This is a genomic window from Mesorhizobium sp. GW821-FHT07A06 (genome assembly GCF_059419085.1).
The window spans coordinates 1-15462 of sequence record NZ_JBWKRC010000006.1 but is presented as its reverse complement, the minus strand read 5'-3'; the positions used below and the strand labels follow the sequence as shown (position 1 = coordinate 15462).

Below are 15462 nucleotides of genomic sequence, written 5' to 3'. Positions count from 1 at the left end.
ATTTGGTCTACTGGCAGGTCGTCAGGCGATGTCCACCGGCTCGGCTTTGCGTTTTCGCCCCGTGATCATGGCCCGTACCAGGTTTTCGCGATGACGAAGGCTTGCCAGCGCGACGCCGCCTATATGAAAAAGGACCAGCACAAGTAGGCCGTGCGCGCTCAGGCTGTGCGCCGTTTCGACCCACGAGACGCCGAAATAGGCGTCCGTCGTCATCAGCCAACCGGTCAGTGCGGTTGACCCCATCGCCGCGATCAGCACGACAACCATTGCACCGCCGGCCGGGTTGTGGCCGATGTAGCGGGCTTCGCGACCGCTCAGTATTGCATAGAGATAGCGCAGCACCGTCGCCGGGTCGCGCACGAATTGAGAGAACCGCGCATAGGGCGTGCCCAGAAAGCCCCATAAGAGCCGCATTGCGACCAGCGCGGCAGCGGTGTAGCCGGCCCAATGGTGAATGCCCTCGGAGGAATGGGAGGTGAGCCAGGCCGTGACGAAGCTGAGCACAAGCGCCCAGTGGAAACTCCGCACGACCCGGTCCCAGACGCGCACCATCTCCGGCGATGCTTGCGCGTCCGCGGCTATGGAAATGTTTGGATCAGTTTTCGCCGGCTTCGGCATTGTCGAGCTTTTCAAGGGTCTCGGCATTGTAAGCCAGATTCACTTTCTTGCCGGCCTTGTCGACCGCGTAGACCTCGTAACAACCCTTCTCGACCTTGATCTGGCGGACGGTGAGGCCTTCGCCGGTCAATTGCGCCTCGAGCGTTGCCTTGGGCTTGAATTGTGATTTCGGGGCGGTGCTGCAGCTGCCGCTGGCGGCGAGCGCCGGTCCCGCGATCATGCCAGCGAGAGCGGCGAGGACGAGTGTGCGATACATGATGGCTCCATTCGGGATTGGGCGCCGAAGTTGCGCCTGCGGGTGGGACTTCGATCGGTCTTGTCAGACGGCGATTTCACCGTCATTGGTCGAAATAGCGCGTTCAACCTGACAACTGGCTGACAGTTGGGCCGGGGCCGCAGATCGGGCTCGCGCCGGCCGGTTTGATCTGGCGCAAAGACGGCGGGTGATTCAGCGAGCAGGATGACCGCCAGGATGTAGAGCGCTTCTGCTGCCGTCCCTGAAAGAGGATCACCATGGAAACCATATCGAGGAGAGTGGCGCTTGGGCTTGTGGCCGCAACGCTGATGGCGGGCAGTGTTGGCGCTGCCCAGGCTGCCGAACTTGTTCAGGTTTCGCTGTGGGACAAGGGCGCGAGTACGGAGATGCCGATGGGTCTTGCTTATGCAATGCCAGGACTCGATCTCTCCAAGGCCACCATGGGCATCAAGGCTTCCCCCGGAGCGGTGAAGGCCGGGGAGGTCACATTCAATGTGAAGAATGACTCCAAGGACACCGTTCACGAAATGATCGTGATGTACCTTGCCGATCCCCGCAAGCCACTTCCTTACGTTGAGGCCGAGAACCGGGTCGACGAAGACAAGGCCGGCGACAAGGGCGAAGTTTCCGAGCTTGATCCCGGTAAATCGGGCACGTTGACTGTCGAACTGAAGGCCGGAAAATACCTGCTCATCTGTAACGTGCCAGGTCACTTTGGAGCCGGCATGTGGACCGAGTTCACCGTCGATCCATAAACCCCTGAACAAGGCAGCGCTAGGAGGCAGTGACCTGTCGCAGGTTTCGAAAGCCCGCCGGGATCGCATCTCATCGCCTGATGTCGGGCATGGCGAAAGGAGTGGATCGTAATCCGCTCCGTTCGTTTGCGGGGCAACATGGAGCGCGTCATGAGAGCAATGGTGCTCGAAAGCATAGGCACTCGCTTGAGACTGGTCGACAGATCCGACCCCTTACCGGGGGTGGGCGAGATCAGGTTGAAGGTCGAGGCATGCGCTGTCTGTCGAACCGATCTGCATGTCATTGATGGCGATCTGCGTCATCCAAAACTGCCGCTGACTCCCGGTCACGAAATCGTCGGCATGGTCGATTCCGTGGGCAAGGGCGTGGCGCGTTCAAGGATCGGGCGCAGGGTTGGCGTCCCTTGGCTTGGACACACCTGCGGACATTGTCCCTACTGCATCGCTGACAGTGAAAATCTTTGCGATCAGCCAGATTTCACCGGCTACACACGCGATGGCGGCTTTGCCAGCCTTGTCATTGCCGACGCGCAATTCGCCTTCGATCTGGACCAGGATGCCGATCCCGTATCGCTGGCGCCGTTGCTCTGCGCCGGCCTGATCGGCTGGAGATGCCTGAAGAAAGCCGGTGACGGCAAGCGGCTCGGGATCTACGGCTTCGGCGCCGCCGCGCATATCGTCGCCCAGATCGCGATCTGGCAAGGCCGTGAGATTTTCGCTGTCACCCGGCCCGGTGATGAGCAAGCACAGGATTTCGCGCGCTCGCTTGGAGCGAGTTGGGCGGGCGGTTCGGATCAACCTCCGCCCAGGCAGCTCGATGCCGCGATCATCTTCGCTCCTGTGGGCGACCTGGTGCCGATCGCGCTTGGTGCCGTCCGCAAGGGCGGCCGGGTGGTTTGTGGCGGCATCCACATGAGCGACGTTCCGGCGATGGCCTACGAATTGCTCTGGGGAGAGCGTGAACTGGTGTCGGTTGCAAACCTGACGCGCCGCGACGCCGAAGAGTTCTTTCCCATTGCCAAGCGCGCGCAGGTACGCACCCACACCAAGGTCTACCCGCTGGAACAGGCCAATCAGGCATTGGACGATCTGAGGCAAGGCAGATTGAACGGCGCCGCCGTCCTGGTGCCGTGATTGACGCTTGAGGATTATCTGGCTCGCTCGCCGAGATCTCGGATCTGGCTGATCCACTTCGCCCTGGTCGCATCGCTGGCGCCGGCGACCATGCCGAACAAGGTCTCACGCACCGGACTGATGCCGACAAGATGCAGGATGCTCCGCTTCATGCCGGCGATGCCGTGTCCAAGAAACCATAGCCGGTAAAGAGCGGAAGGCATGCCCATCGTCACCACAACGCGCGCGGTGCGGCCGCGAAGCAATGTCTTGGTGAAGCCGCCGCCCTTGTCCGGATAGGCAAAAGCGGTTCCCGGCCGCATGACCTGTTCCAGAAATGCCTTGAGCATGGCCGGCATAGTCCCAAGCCACAGCGGAAAAACAAAGACAATGTGCTCCGCCCAGACAATCGCTTCGGCTGCGTCCTTCAACTCGTAGGGAATCGAACCGTGCTCGAACTCCTGCATAGTTCGCAGCATTGGAAAATCGATCGCCGCCAGATCGACCCGGCGGACGGCGTGCCCCGCCTTCTCCGCGCCCTCGCCATAGGCCCTGGCGAGACCGCGGCAGAGCCGGTCCGGGGATGGGTCGGGATGGCCGACCACAATCAAGATGCGTCGCGACACAGTCTACTCCCAGCGAGCCTGAGGTTGTCGCTTCAGGGGCGCTCCACCCTCGCCACCTGGTAGGTATGCATGGCGCCGTTGCGCTCGATCGACACATACTCGCCAGTCACGAACCGTTCGTCGCCGAGATGAAAGCCGATTTCATCATCGCGGTCGCCTTCGGCGTAGTCGAAATACCACTGCCCGCCGGGCTTGCGCCTCAACCGGCCGATCAAATCTTCCTCGCCGGTGCGAAAGCGGCGAACGCGGCAAGAGGCTCTGTGCGATTTCCACTCTTCCGCATCGATCCGCCCTTCGCCAGTCAACGGAGCCAACACGTCGTAGCCCTCTTCGCGGTCGCCTTCCGGGTGGCCCTTTTCACGGGCTAGCAGCAGCCGGACATTGCGGAATTTCGGGGTGAGGTCTTTCAAACTGGTCATGGCGAACTCCTTTACGGAGTTTCATAGAGCGGTGGCGGGACCTGGCCCTTGATCCGCATCAAAAGAAAGCCCGAGCGCAGCACTTCTATCCAGGACCGGGCAACAGCAGGGCGCAGATGCCCATGGCCGCGGCGATCAGTGTTGTGACGGCCAGTGGCAACCAGAACCTGACCGGACCAGCAAATACCGCGAGCGACAGGCGACCGATCGCGTTTGCTGCCAGCGCCGCGAGCACGGCCTGGCCCACGGTCTCGACCGACACGGAATGCTTGACCAGGCGCAGCGCGCCAAGCACCGAGACATCGACATCGAATGCGCCGGCCAGCGCCGAACTCGCCAGCAGACCGCGCCCACCGAATTGAGCGGCCAGCCCCGCACTTGCGGTCGCGACGACGGCAAAGAGCAAGGCGAAGAGCAGCAACGGGCCCAGTTCGAATGGATTGCGCGCGGTCGCGCTGCCTTCACCGTTCCCGCTGTCACGAAACAGCAGCAATGCGCCGCAGACGGCGAAGGCAAGCGCCGCGGCGATCGCCGGAATGACGACCGACGCGAGCACGCTTGGCTCGACGATCAGAACCACGGCGCAGACGCGGAGCACCGAAACCACTGCGGCCAGGGATGCCGCCCCGGCGAGCGGCAGCGGATTGCTTGCCGACGCGGCATTGCGGGCAAGCGCCAAGGTCACCGCTGTGGAAGAGACGATTGCACCGGTCAGCGAACTGACCAGCAGCCCTCGCGTATTTCCCAGAATGCGAACAGCCACGTAGCCGGCGAACGAAATCGAGGCCATCAGCACCGTCAGGAACCAGATTTCCCAAGGATTGAAACCGCCCCACGGGTCCATTGTCCGGTTTGGCAGCAAGGGCAAGACGATCGCCGTCATCACCGCAAGGATCAGCGCCGACCGGAGTTCGACCCAGGTCAGTCGCTTCAAAAGACCGTGCAGGACCTCGCGGCTGGCCAGGATTGCCGCCAGCGCCGCCCCACCGGCGGCGGCAGCACGATAATCGCCGGCGACGGAAAGCGCGCCCAGGGCGAAAACGCCCAGGCCCGCGATCACGCCGGTGACACTGAAATCCTCGTCATGGGCGGCCTCGCGCGCCTTGTACCAGGCAAGGATTGCCGCAAAGGCGATGAAGCCGCCGACCAGCACCGATGCGGAGCCTAGTGCATTCGCCAGCGCCGCGAGCACGCCACCAAGCAGGCCGGATATGCCGAATGTCCGGATGCCAGCTGTGCGACTGCGATCGGGGGCATCCCGCTCCTGCCAACCACGCTCCAAGCCGACAAGAAGACCTATTGCGAGGGCCAGTCCAAGCCGGGTGATGAGCGGATCCATTGGCGCGACGACTTCAGGCGGCGACCGTTGGTAGACGGTCACGAACCCACCTGACAATCTGGCCTGCCGTCATTGCGCCGGATGTGCGCGCGACTTCGCGCCCGCCATGGAACAGGATCATGGTCGGGATGCCACGGATGCCGAGCCTGGCCGCGACGGCCTGCGCATTGTCGGAGTTGAGTTTGATCAGGCGAACATGCGGTTCCAGTTCACTTGCCGCCGCTTCATAGGCCGGCGCCATCATCTTGCAGGGGCCGCACCAAGGTGCCCAGATGTCGACAACAACGGGCAGGCTGGTGCGTGCGATCTGACGATCGAAACCAGCGGCGTCGACATCTTCGGGATGCCCCGAAAACAGCCTGGTCCCGCACTTTCCGCATTTTGCCTCAATGGCATTGCGGGCGGGCGGCAGGCGGTTGACCCCGCCACATTTGCCGCAAACCACCATATCTTGCTGTGTCATGGCCATTCACCGATTTGTTCTGGACCACTATGCGCGCCACAGATGCCCGTCGCCAAGGGTGCGCAACGCGTTCAGGATAACCGCCACGTCGATCCCTTCCTGAAGCAGCGCTCCGGCAACCGGGGTGATCTGCCCCATGGCCGCCGCGATCATTGCCAGCCCGGACAGCGCCAGCCCAGCGATGATGCTTTGCAAGGCGATCGATCGCGTACGCCGTGCAATCCGGACCGCATCGGCGACGGGCTGCAGCCTGTCGGTCAGGACAATGACGTCCGCCGCCTCGGAGGAGGCGGTCGCACCTCGTGCGCCCATGGCTACGCCGACCGTTGCCGCCGCAAGCGCGGGGGCATCGTTGATGCCGTCGCCGACCATCATCGTCGGTGCCGAGGCTTTCTCGGCTGTGACCGTCGCGACTTTTTCGGCAGGGGTCGCATCGGCGACCAGGGCGTCGAGGTCGAGCAAGGCGGAGGTGCGCTTGGCCGCGGCGCCGTCGTCGCCCGTGAGCATGACCATGCGCGTTATGCCGGCAGAGCGCAGTCTGCCGAGTGTATCGTGCGCATCAAGACGCAGGGCGTCGCCGAACGTGAACACACCGGCAAGCCGTCCGCCGAGTGCCACAAAAACCCTGAGTACGGGCTCATCCCGGTATTTTTCTTCGCCGCTTTCCGCCCAGCCGGGCAACGGCTTGTCGGCGAGCACGAGCGCCCGCGATCCCGCCACGATCGCCATGTCGTCGACCCGGCCCTTCAGGCCGGCACCGCGATGCTCGTGGACATCACGCGGATGCGAAAGCACCAACTGCCTGCCGCGCGCCGCCCGGATGATCGAGTCGGCGAGCACGTGGTGCGATGCCTGTTCCAGGGATGCCAAGAGCCGCAGCAAATGGTTCGCGTCACGGCCGGGCGCAGCTTCGATTTCGATGAGTTCGGCGCCGCCGATGGTCAAGGTTCCGGTCTTGTCGAAGATCGCGGTTCGGACTTGCGCAAGCGCCTCCAGCGCCGTGCTGCCTTTCATCAGGATGCCGGCACGCGCGGCGCGCGATACGCCACCGATGAAGGCAACGGGCGCGGCGAGGATGAGCGGGCAGGGCGTTGCGACGACCAGCACCGCAAGCGCTCTGATTGGGTCGCCGGAAACATACCAGGCGGCACCGGAAACCAGCAATGTGACCGGCAGAAGGAACAGGGCAAAGCGGTCGGCCATGCGAATGAACGGGGATTTAGCGGTCTGCGCTGCAGCGACCATGCGCACGATCGCGGCATAAGTGCTTTGTTCCGCGAGGGCGGAAGCCCGCATGTTGAAGGTCTCGCCGGCGTTGACGGTGCCGCTGCGCAGCATATCCCCTGCGCTCCGCCGTTCCGGCAGCGGTTCTCCGCTAACCGCCGACTCGTCGAGAGCGGCCGAAGCATCGAGCAGGATGCCATCGACTGGGAGTAGCTCGCCCGCCCGGACCAGAAGCTCGTCACCGACAGCCACGTCTTCGACGGAGATTGTCTCTGTCCCCAGTGTTGATGTTCGGTGGGCGACACGCGGCGATCGGTCCGTCAATGCCTTGAGGTTCCGTTCCGCGCGGCCGCGAGCGAAATCCTCAAGCACGGTGCCGCCTGCATACATGATCGCGACCACCACTGCCGCCAGAGGCTCGCCGAGCAAGAGCGCAGCGGACATCGACACCAGCGCAATCGCATCGACGCCAAAGCGGCCGATCCAGAAATCACGGAGGATAGAGATGGCGAGAGCCGCCACCACGGGCAAGGTCGCCACCGTCCAGATCGTGTTGGCGTCAAGAGGGCCGAACCCGGTTCGCCACGCTCCGATTCCAATGGCGAGACCCAGGATGGCAATGACCAGCAATGCGCGTCGCAAGGTGGACTCGTTCATGCGATGCCTTTCGATTTGATCGATGCTCGCCAATTATCACCAGCGCTGACGGGGCGCGTCGAACTCGGGCAACAGCTAATAGCGAGAACCGGAGAACGCTTTGATCCAACGCAACGAACGGGCAAGATCGACGGGCGATCATCGCTACGAACAGGAGGCATGAGGGGTGACGATCCGAAATCTCGAACATGCGTTCGCCCCGAAGTCCGTTGCTGTCTTCGGTGCGTCGGTGCGCGAAGGCTCCGTCGGCCGTGTCGTTTTCGACAACATCGTCAGCGGTGGCTTCGAGGGCGACATCTGGCCGGTCAACCCGAAATATTCCGAGGTCGCCGATCGGCAATGCTATGCCAAAGCGGCCGATCTGCCTGATGTGCCAGACCTTGGTGTCATCGTCACGCCGCCTGAGACAGTTCCCGGCATCGTGCGCGACCTCGCTGAAAAGGGCACGCGGGCGGCGGTCGTGATCACAGCCGGGCTGACGCGCGAAAATGGCCTGCGCCAGGCGATGCTCGATGCTGCCAAGCCCACGCTCTTCCGCATCATCGGACCGAATACGGTCGGGCTGATGATCCCGCTGATGAAGCTTAATGCCGGATTTGCGCATATGGCCGCCAAGCCCGGCAACATCGCGCTGCTGTCTCAATCCGGCGCCATTGCCACGTCGCTGATCGATTGGGCGGCCGACAACAATGTCGGGTTCTCCCAGATCGTCTCCCTTGGCGACATGGCGGATGTCGACGTCGGAGATTGTCTCGACATGCTGGCGGGCGATGCGCGCACCCGCGCTATCGTCATGTATCTCGAAACAATTCCCAATCCGCGCAAATTCATCTCGGCCGCTCGGGCGGCGGCGCGGATCAAGCCGGTGATCGCAATAAAATCGGGTCGGCACGAGCAATCGGCCAAAGCGGCCGCGACCCATACCGGCGCACTATCGGGGGCCGACCGTGTTGTCGATGCGGCATTGCTGAGGGCAGGCATCCTGCGCGTCAAAGGCCTGACCGAGCTGTTTGATGCCGCCGAGACGATCGCCCGCTTCAGTCCCCTCAAGAGAGCCCGTGTTGCCATCGTCACCAACGGCGGTGGGGCAGGGGTATTGGCCATCGATCAACTCATCGACTGTAAAGGAGAATTGGCAGCGCTTTCTCCTGCCACCATCGAACGCCTGAATACCATGTTGCCGTCGACATGGTCGCATGCCAATCCGGTCGACATCATTGGTGACGCCCCGCCGGAGCGCTACAGGGCCGCTGTCCAAGCAGTTGCCGCCGACCCCGGCACGGACGTCATGCTGGTGATGAACTGTCCGACCGGGTTGAGCTCACCGCTTGCCGCGGCAAGTGCGGTGGCGGTACTCGCAAGGGAAGGGATGATCGCCGGCAAGCCAGTCCTCACCTGCTGGCTCGGGGAACACACTGCCCGCGCCGGGCGACGTGTTCTTCAGGATGCCGGCATTGCCAGCTTCGAGACGCCAGCGGATGCCGCAACGGCCGTCTCCTACCTCAGCGAGTGGTCGCGTGCCCAGCGGGCATTGATGCGCACCCCGTCGAGCCGCGGCGAGGACATTACGAGCCACCGAGAAGCCGTGCTCGCCATATTCAGGCAGGCCGCGGGGGAAGGGCGGCGAATGCTGACCGAGCCCGAAGCCAAGGCAGCAATTTCCGCCTATGGCATACCGGTGCCCGAGACGATCGTCGCCAGATCTCCTGTCGAAGCGGAGGCGGCCGCCAGCCGGCTCCTCAAGACGTCCGGGCAGGTCGCCGTCAAACTGTTGTCCAAGGCGATCTCGCACAAGTCGGACATTGGCGGCGTGGTGCTCAACATTGCCGATGCCGCCGCCGCGGGGGAAGCCGCATGCGCCATCGAGGCGCGCGTGCGCAAGCACGCACCGCAAGCCGATATTGAAGGCTATGCCATTCAGCCGATGGTGGTGCGAAAACAGGCGCAGGAACTCATCCTCGGCATGAGCCAGGATGCAATCTTCGGGCCCGCCATCCTGTTTGGAGCAGGCGGCGTCTCCGTCGAGGTGATGGATGACACGGCGATAGCATTGCCGCCGCTCGACGACGTTCTCGCCGGTGACCTGATCGGGCAAACGCGGATCGGCCGCCTGCTGGCCGGATTCCGCGATCGCAAGCCTGCTGATCGGCAGGCGATCATCACGGCGCTGAACGGCCTGTCACAGATGATCGTCGACTTTCCGTGCCTTGTTTCAATGGACATCAATCCGTTGCTCGCCGATTCCGCCGGCGTGATCGCGCTCGATGCCCGTATCGAGATCGAGCCGGAACGCGTGGAGGAGCCGGGGCCGAATCGGGCGCTTGCCATCCGGCCCTATCCGTCGGATTGGGAAAAAGAGTTTTCGGCCGACGGCATGCGTTACCATATCCGGCCGATCAAGCCGGCCGACATCGCGCTCTATCCGGATTTCCTCACCCGGATTTCGCCTGACGATCTGCGCCTGCGTTTTCTGTCGCCGCGCAAGAGCTTCTCCGACCAGATGTTGAAGCGGCTTACCCAGCTCGATTACGACCGCAACATGGCTTTCGTCGCATTGGACACGAGCACTGGCGCGCTTGCGGGCATCAGCCGGCTATCCTGCGACCCCGACCACGTCGACGCCGAATACGCATTGTTGGTGCGGACGGACTTGCAGGGACATGGCCTGGGTTGGGAATTGCTCAGCCAGATCGTCGACTATGCAAGAGCGGATGGGATCCGCCGCATCGAAGGCGTCGTGCTGAGCGAAAACAGCAAGATGCTGGCCATGTGCCGCGAGTTTGGCTTCTCGATCAGGCATCTTCCGAACGAGCCCGGCCTTGTCGAGGCCAAGCTCGAACTCGGTTGAGATTGATCGTCCGCACCAAGTCAGGACGCTGTGCGCAGGATCTCGGAAGCATCGTGCGCGCAACATCTCCTCAATTCGGCGACGATGTCGACGAGCTGCCGATCGGAGTCGGTCCTGCGCCAACTGGCCTGGCTGGCATTGCGCTGCAATTGACGCGACAGGATATCGACCGTGGCGTCCGAGGGGCCGCCCTTGCGTTCATTGACCCGCTGCCAAAGGATGAGCGGATCCGCCTCCAGCCAGAAGCCGGAGAATGCGATGCCTCGGTCACGCGCCGCCTTTTCAATCCGCTCACGATCGGCCGGTCTGTCGAAAACCGCATCGGCGACAACCGAGCCTCCCTCGGAGAGGATCAGGCCGGCGCGCCATGCCATTTCGTTGTAGACCCGTTCGGACACCTCAGGTCGATAGGCCTTGTCCGGCAGCCTGGTCTCGGCAGCCACGCCGTGCATTGCCTTGCGGATACGGTCGCTTTCGACAATGCGAGCGCCCGGCGGCGCTCCAACGTAGGCAGCTAGCGCCTCGGCAATGGTCGTCTTGCCTGAACCACTGAGGCCACCGATGGCAACGAGCCGCGGTTCTGTCTCCTGGAGAAATGTCAGGGCCAGTTCGAAATAGGATCTCGCCTCGGCAATCAGCTTGTCGCTGTCGGCGCTGCCTTCCTCGACCTGTGTCGCGGTGACATGGGCGCGCACGGCAGCCCGCACGGCCATGAAAAAGGGCAGCAGGATGAAGCCGTCTTCATCGTCGGCCTCGTCGAGGTAGCGGTTCATCACGAGATTGGCGAGCTGGGGGAAGCCGCGATGCCAAAGGTCCATCAACAAGAAGGCAAGGTCGTACAGAACATCGATGCTGGCAATCTGGTCATTGAATTCGATGCAATCGAAGAGGCGAGGCTCGCCATCGAAAAGGCAGATGTTGCGCAGGTGCAGATCGCCATGGCACCGGCGGATCTTGCCCGCGGCCTCCCGGCGGTCCAGCAATCCGGCATGCCGGGCAAGCGCGGTGCGGAAGGCGCCGGCAAACGTCTCAATCTCCTGTTTCGCAAAAACATGGCTGGTGCCAAAGCCGGCCTCGTTGATGTCGAGCACGCCCATCAAATTGAACGAGCCTGTGCCATTGTGGACCTCCGGCGCCGTGCGGTGATATCCTACGATCATCCGTGCGACGTCGGTCATCAGCGCCGGCGTCAGTTCTCCCGCGGTTGCCATTCGATCGAGAAGCTTCGACTGATCGAAGCGGATCATCTCGATCGCCGCGTCGAGCATTTGGCCGGTGCCGTCAAAAGTCAACTTGTCGTCGGCTTCCCGCGTGATGCGCCGCACCCTCAGATAGAGGCCGGGAGCGGTTTTCGAGTTGAGTTCCAGCTCTTTCTCGCAAGCGGCCAGCCTGAGGCCTGGCGTCGAGAAATCGACATAGGGCAGCTTGACCGCCCGCTTCATCTTGTAGGCGCGCTGGCCAACGAGGAAGATGCGTGAAATGTGAGTCTCGATCGCCTCGACGGGCCCAATCGCGCCATGGGTAGCAGGATGAAGCAGAAACGCGGCAGCGGCTTGCTGGTCGTCGACGATCATGGCCGGCCTTCCCAGTGTGTCTTGGGAAATTCGTTTCCGTGATCCGCGCTCATTGCTGCAATGTCTGGACATAACCTGCCAACTCATGGATGCGTTCCCTGGTGACGATCTCGCCTGCGTTCGGGCCATATTTCTTCACGTCGGCAGGCAGGAATTGGCTGCCCCATACTGGCATGTCACGCTCGCCATGCGCCGGCACCATGGCGCGACCGTCGATCACGGCATAAACGCGCCAGTAAGGGAATTCGCCGCCATTGCGCCTGGAGATGCGTGTCAGGTCGCTCGGACGCTTCAGCAGTTCGTCGCCCAACGGGCCATCGCCCTTGCCTTCGGGACCATGACAGACCGCGCATGAGTTCATGTATTCGGCCTTGCCGTCGCCGAGTTCCTGGGCGCCGGCCGCATTGAAGACGAATCCTGCCAGAGCCGCCGCGACCAGGAATTTCATATGCGTTTCCCCGATTGATCGGTTGAAACCTACAGCCCTGGTTTAGCGGTGCGTTGATGCGGATCAAATGCCCCGCGGTCATGGTGTTTGATTCAGCGCAATGACCACGACGATCGCCCTCGCTAGTGACTGAAACCACGACTGACCCTTCAATCGAAATCAGGAGTTGCCGCCGTGACTTTCAGGACACTGCTTACGGTTACCGGGCCGAACCAGGGTGAAGGCGATCTAAAGCTCGCCGCCTCGCTGTGCGAACAGATCGGTGCCCATCTCTCCGTGCTCGTTCTCGAGCTTGCCGCGCCGCCCTCGGGCGGCGAGTATGCCGCCGTCGTCTCACCAGCCTGGCTGGAGGAACGTCAGGTCGAGCTGAAGAGGCTCGAGAAACGAATTTCCGACGTCGCCGGCTTTCTTTCCCAGACCGCCGTATCGGCCGATCTGAGCGACGACTATCCCGACATGGGATGGGCAGACGACGTCATCGGAAGGCGTGCCCGCTACGCGGATCTGACCATTCTCGGGCCGGATTTGCTGGCAAGCCATACGCTCAAGGACAAAGTCATCGAGGGCACGCTGTTCTCGTCGGGAAAGCCCATTCTGCTCGTTCCCGAGGGCTCGCGCCCGACGCTGAAGCCGAAACGCGTCCTCGTTGCATGGGACGCTCGCCTTGAGTCATCGCGCGCCGTCCGCGAGTCGATCGATATGCTGAAAGGCGCCGAAGATGTGCGCCTTGTCATCGTCGATCCCATTGAGAATGAGTTCCATCATGGCGAAGAGCCGGGCGCAGATGCCGCAGCCTATCTTGCCCGGCACGGCGTGAAGGTTACGGTCGACCGGCTGCCGAGTTCGAACCATTCGGTTGCCGACGTGCTGCGCCAGCATGCCGGCGATGTTGCGGCCGAGCTGATGGTCATGGGCGCCTACGGTCATTCCCGGTTGCGCGAGCGGATTTTCGGCGGGGTCACCAAATCGATGCTTGCGGGTCAATCGCTGCCGGTCTTGATGGCGCGATAGCAATTCAACGGTAAAGAAAAAGGGCCGGTGCAGATTGCGCCGGCCCTTTCCTTTCATTTCTCGCAAGACCTGATGGGGCGACTACTCGCTCGCTTCTCGTCCGGATACCTGCTCGATCAGGATCCGAAAGAAGACGTGCGGTGCACTGTCGGCTGTGGGAGGAACGACCGGCTTGAGTGCGCCAGGCTCCCACCAGTCCGTGTGCTTGCTCAACACCGACCAGGCATGATCCCGCTCAAGCTTATGGCCGATCCGGTCAGGCAGCTCTTCGTATCGGCCGTCGGCAATGACACTTTTCCATCCTCGCCCCTGGCCATGTTCATCGACCTGGACGGACACCAGCGGATTGGCCCGCATCCATTCGATCTTTTTCCCCGGCATGGAAAACGCGTAAAGATGAGCGTCCGAATGGGCGTAGTGGAAGGGCACGATATAGGGCTGCCCGTCCTTCGCGCATGCCAGGTGGCCAATGCGATTGGCCGTCAGCAATTTGGTGCATTCCAAAGCAGAAAGCGTGCGGATCTGCATCAATGCGATCTCCTTTTCTTCACGGCTTTTGAACCAGGCCGGAAACGTGCCGCTGGCCAGTTTTGTACAGCTGGGCAGCCGCGTCCATAGCGCAGACAACGTCGTTGTCAGAGAGCTGCGGGAACCGCAGATAATGGTGGCCCAAGGCCCGGAACTGTCCTGGCTGACTAAGGCAGACCACACGGTCCGCTTCCTGTTCCAGCGCTGCGATCGTTTCTTGCGGTGAAACGGGAATTGCCACGATGATTTCCCTCGGTGACCGGCGCTTGAGGGCGCGGATCGCGATTTTCATGGTCGTACCGGTCGCGGCGCCGTCATCGACGATGATCGCGGTCTTTCCCGCGATCGACATCGGTTTGGTCTTGCCTCGATAGGCAATGCGCCGGCGTTCGAGTTCAGGACGCTCATTTGCTATCAAGACACCTAGCTCACCTTCGCCGAGCTCATAGGTCTCGACGATCTCTCGGTTCAGCACGACCTCCCCAGGGGTGCCATCGACGATTGCGGCAACAGCCAGCTCGGGATTGCCCGGGGCGCCGACCTTGCGGACGATCAGCAGGTCAAGAGGAGCGTTGAGGGCTTTGGCCACTTCCACCGCGACGGGCACGCCGCCACGCGGCAATGCCAATACGATGGGCTGGTGCAGTTGAAGCCTGCTCAGTTCCAGGCCAAGCTTCGCTCCAGCGTCTTCCCGGTCGCGGAACATCGGTCAATCCACCGGCCACAGTGTTCGCAGCGACTTCTTCATCGAGTTTCTGACCTGCACGATCTCACCATGCGAAATGTGACGGTCCAGAAGCTTGAAAACGGCACTGGTCGCGACATCGAAATCGATTTCCTCATCATAGCCGAAACTGTTTCTGACGCTGATAATGAAGTCGCGCTTCGTGCGCTCATGCGCAGTTGTTGACGGATTCCAGCCTTCGAAATAGATGCCGCGGAGCAAAACAGGCAGTTGCGCCGAGAGATCGGCCATTTCGGCCGGCGACAGCCAATCCCGCACCGTGTGCAGGACAGATCTCAGGAGACGGCACGCGCTCGGCTCGCTCCAGCAGAGGTCCTTGGCGAGCTCCTTGACCCATTGTTGTGCCTGCTGGCCAGCGTGCGTGAAGCCAGCGAAGGACGTGTGGGAAATATGACCCATGGCGATGCTCCTCGACGATTTGAACTCCATTCTCAGGCATCGAAAGGCTTTGAGCATTGAGCAGGATCAAATCGGTCACAGGTGCATCGCCTCGTTTTTCCACCGCCGTCTCGATCAGATCGAGGAAGCGGCGCACCGGCTGGCGAAGTGGATGAAGAGCGTTTGAACCGAAGGCGGCTTTAGCCGCCCGGGATCAGCCGCCCGATTTTCAGCCGCCCGACTTGGGGACCAGGAGCGGAATGATGCGGTCGGTCTTGGCGACCGAAGGTTGGCCGGAACTGGCATAGGGAATGCCGAGCGCATCCCAGGTCTCGACCAGCGCATCCTGCAGTTCGGCGATCAGCGCATCGGAATGGAACGGCGTCGGCGTGATGCGCAGCCGCTCGGTGCCGCGCGGCACGGTCGGGTAGTTGATCGGCTGGATGTAGATGCCGTGGAC

The 15462-nt window shown here is 62.3% G+C and carries 17 protein-coding genes and 1 pseudogene; 5 read left to right on the top strand and 13 right to left on the bottom strand.

Annotated elements, in window-relative coordinates; all coding sequences use genetic code 11:
* Positions 1-21: 21 nt before the first annotated feature.
* Complete coding sequence (locus AC07SZ_RS19990; protein ID WP_056578436.1) at positions 22-552, bottom strand: cytochrome b/b6 domain-containing protein; 531 nt, start codon at positions 550-552, stop codon at positions 22-24.
* A gap of 43 nt (positions 553-595) precedes the next feature.
* Positions 596-874 (bottom strand): PepSY domain-containing protein, encoded by a 279-nt coding sequence (locus AC07SZ_RS19985; protein WP_056578434.1) that lies wholly within the window; start codon positions 872-874, stop codon positions 596-598.
* A 257-nt stretch (positions 875-1131) separates the two neighbouring features.
* Here AC07SZ_RS19985 and AC07SZ_RS19980 point away from each other — a divergent pair, with 257 nt between their 5' ends.
* Both AC07SZ_RS19980 and AC07SZ_RS19975 read left to right on the top strand, forming a co-directional pair.
* Positions 1132-1629, top strand: a complete 498-nt coding sequence (locus AC07SZ_RS19980; RefSeq protein WP_172372533.1) for a cupredoxin domain-containing protein — start codon at positions 1132-1134, stop codon at positions 1627-1629.
* Between the two features lie 150 nt (positions 1630-1779).
* On the top strand, positions 1780-2763 hold the full coding sequence (locus tag AC07SZ_RS19975; protein ID WP_056578965.1) for a zinc-dependent alcohol dehydrogenase family protein: 984 nt from the start codon (positions 1780-1782) through the stop codon (positions 2761-2763).
* 14 nt (positions 2764-2777) lie between these two features.
* Here the strand turns inward: AC07SZ_RS19975 and AC07SZ_RS19970 are convergent, their stop codons facing one another.
* The 5 genes from AC07SZ_RS19970 to AC07SZ_RS19950 form a co-directional block, all read right to left on the bottom strand.
* Positions 2778-3368 (bottom strand): NAD(P)H-dependent oxidoreductase, encoded by a 591-nt coding sequence (locus tag AC07SZ_RS19970; RefSeq protein WP_056578427.1) that lies wholly within the window; start codon positions 3366-3368, stop codon positions 2778-2780.
* Positions 3369-3400: 32 nt separating this feature from the next.
* The gene (locus AC07SZ_RS19965; protein WP_056578424.1) at positions 3401-3787 is read right to left on the bottom strand and encodes a hypothetical protein; all 387 of its coding nucleotides are present in this window, start codon (positions 3785-3787) and stop codon (positions 3401-3403) included.
* An 85-nt stretch (positions 3788-3872) separates the two neighbouring features.
* Complete coding sequence (locus AC07SZ_RS19960; RefSeq protein ID WP_494915778.1) at positions 3873-5126, bottom strand: MgtC/SapB family protein; 1254 nt, start codon at positions 5124-5126, stop codon at positions 3873-3875.
* Positions 5127-5139: 13 nt separating this feature from the next.
* Complete coding sequence (trxC, locus tag AC07SZ_RS19955; RefSeq protein ID WP_172372537.1) at positions 5140-5589, bottom strand: thioredoxin TrxC; 450 nt, start codon at positions 5587-5589, stop codon at positions 5140-5142.
* A 27-nt stretch (positions 5590-5616) separates the two neighbouring features.
* Positions 5617-7470, bottom strand: coding sequence for a heavy metal translocating P-type ATPase (locus AC07SZ_RS19950; RefSeq protein WP_065005229.1), 1854 nt, complete (start codon positions 7468-7470; stop codon positions 5617-5619).
* Positions 7471-7636: 166 nt separating this feature from the next.
* Between AC07SZ_RS19950 and AC07SZ_RS19945 the strand changes: the two genes are divergently transcribed.
* Positions 7637-10318 carry a bifunctional acetate--CoA ligase family protein/GNAT family N-acetyltransferase gene (locus AC07SZ_RS19945; RefSeq protein ID WP_494915562.1) on the top strand — a complete coding sequence of 894 codons (2682 nt, stop codon included), beginning with the start codon at positions 7637-7639 and terminating at the stop codon, positions 10316-10318.
* Between the two features lie 20 nt (positions 10319-10338).
* Here AC07SZ_RS19945 and AC07SZ_RS19940 read toward each other — a convergent pair whose 3' ends face one another.
* Together AC07SZ_RS19940 and AC07SZ_RS19935 are read right to left on the bottom strand one after the other, a co-directional pair.
* Positions 10339-11892 carry a bifunctional aminoglycoside phosphotransferase/ATP-binding protein gene (locus tag AC07SZ_RS19940; RefSeq protein WP_494915560.1) on the bottom strand — a complete coding sequence of 518 codons (1554 nt, stop codon included), beginning with the start codon at positions 11890-11892 and terminating at the stop codon, positions 10339-10341.
* Positions 11893-11941: 49 nt separating this feature from the next.
* Positions 11942-12340 carry a c-type cytochrome gene (locus AC07SZ_RS19935; RefSeq protein ID WP_056578416.1) on the bottom strand — a complete coding sequence of 133 codons (399 nt, stop codon included), beginning with the start codon at positions 12338-12340 and terminating at the stop codon, positions 11942-11944.
* Between the two features lie 174 nt (positions 12341-12514).
* Here AC07SZ_RS19935 and AC07SZ_RS19930 point away from each other — a divergent pair, with 174 nt between their 5' ends.
* A complete protein-coding gene (locus tag AC07SZ_RS19930) occupies positions 12515-13351 on the top strand; it encodes a universal stress protein (RefSeq protein WP_056578414.1) in 837 nt (278 codons plus the stop codon).
* Positions 13352-13432: 81 nt separating this feature from the next.
* Here AC07SZ_RS19930 and AC07SZ_RS19925 read toward each other — a convergent pair whose 3' ends face one another.
* From AC07SZ_RS19925 to AC07SZ_RS19915, 3 genes are read right to left on the bottom strand one after another with little or no spacing between them, the layout of a single operon-like run.
* Positions 13433-13879: a pyridoxamine 5'-phosphate oxidase family protein gene (locus AC07SZ_RS19925; RefSeq protein WP_494915559.1), complete on the bottom strand. Its 447-nt coding sequence runs from the start codon at positions 13877-13879 to the stop codon at positions 13433-13435.
* A 19-nt stretch (positions 13880-13898) separates the two neighbouring features.
* On the bottom strand, positions 13899-14585 hold the full coding sequence (locus AC07SZ_RS19920) for a phosphoribosyltransferase (protein ID WP_494915558.1): 687 nt from the start codon (positions 14583-14585) through the stop codon (positions 13899-13901).
* Between the two features lie 3 nt (positions 14586-14588).
* Positions 14589-15023, bottom strand: coding sequence for a DUF2267 domain-containing protein (locus AC07SZ_RS19915; RefSeq protein ID WP_494915557.1), 435 nt, complete (start codon positions 15021-15023; stop codon positions 14589-14591).
* On the opposite strand from AC07SZ_RS19915, the gene AC07SZ_RS19910 reads away from it, so the two are divergent.
* Positions 15022-15189, top strand: a complete 168-nt coding sequence (locus AC07SZ_RS19910) for a hypothetical protein (RefSeq protein WP_155772426.1) — start codon at positions 15022-15024, stop codon at positions 15187-15189. The two genes, AC07SZ_RS19915 and AC07SZ_RS19910, sit on opposite strands and share 2 nt — an antisense overlap.
* Positions 15190-15231: 42 nt before the next feature.
* Here AC07SZ_RS19910 and AC07SZ_RS19905 read toward each other — a convergent pair.
* Positions 15232-15462 (bottom strand): annotated as a pseudogene (locus AC07SZ_RS19905) (5-aminolevulinate synthase); the annotation flags it as partial.

What these genes read in the sequence shown, in the direction of transcription:
- AC07SZ_RS19990 (WP_056578436.1), bottom strand. Translation starts at nt 552, where the DNA reads ATGGTGCGCGTCTGGGACCGGGTCGTGCGGAGTTTCCACTGGGCGCTT.
- AC07SZ_RS19985 (WP_056578434.1), bottom strand. Translation starts at nt 874, where the DNA reads ATGTATCGCACACTCGTCCTCGCCGCTCTCGCTGGCATGATCGCGGGA.
- AC07SZ_RS19980 (WP_172372533.1), top strand. Translation starts at nt 1,132, where the DNA reads ATGGAAACCATATCGAGGAGAGTGGCGCTTGGGCTTGTGGCCGCAACG.
- AC07SZ_RS19975 (WP_056578965.1), top strand. Translation starts at nt 1,780, where the DNA reads ATGAGAGCAATGGTGCTCGAAAGCATAGGCACTCGCTTGAGACTGGTC.
- AC07SZ_RS19965 (WP_056578424.1), bottom strand. Translation starts at nt 3,787, where the DNA reads ATGACCAGTTTGAAAGACCTCACCCCGAAATTCCGCAATGTCCGGCTG.
- AC07SZ_RS19960 (WP_494915778.1), bottom strand. Translation starts at nt 5,126, where the DNA reads ATGGATCCGCTCATCACCCGGCTTGGACTGGCCCTCGCAATAGGTCTT.
- trxC (WP_172372537.1), bottom strand. Translation starts at nt 5,589, where the DNA reads ATGACACAGCAAGATATGGTGGTTTGCGGCAAATGTGGCGGGGTCAAC.
- AC07SZ_RS19950 (WP_065005229.1), bottom strand. Translation starts at nt 7,470, where the DNA reads ATGAACGAGTCCACCTTGCGACGCGCATTGCTGGTCATTGCCATCCTG.
- AC07SZ_RS19940 (WP_494915560.1), bottom strand. Translation starts at nt 11,892, where the DNA reads ATGATCGTCGACGACCAGCAAGCCGCTGCCGCGTTTCTGCTTCATCCT.
- AC07SZ_RS19935 (WP_056578416.1), bottom strand. Translation starts at nt 12,340, where the DNA reads ATGAAATTCCTGGTCGCGGCGGCTCTGGCAGGATTCGTCTTCAATGCG.
- AC07SZ_RS19925 (WP_494915559.1), bottom strand. Translation starts at nt 13,879, where the DNA reads ATGCAGATCCGCACGCTTTCTGCTTTGGAATGCACCAAATTGCTGACG.
- AC07SZ_RS19920 (WP_494915558.1), bottom strand. Translation starts at nt 14,585, where the DNA reads ATGTTCCGCGACCGGGAAGACGCTGGAGCGAAGCTTGGCCTGGAACTG.
- AC07SZ_RS19910 (WP_155772426.1), top strand. Translation starts at nt 15,022, where the DNA reads ATGGCGATGCTCCTCGACGATTTGAACTCCATTCTCAGGCATCGAAAG.
- AC07SZ_RS19915 (WP_494915557.1), bottom strand. Translation starts at nt 15,023, where the DNA reads ATGGGTCATATTTCCCACACGTCCTTCGCTGGCTTCACGCACGCTGGC.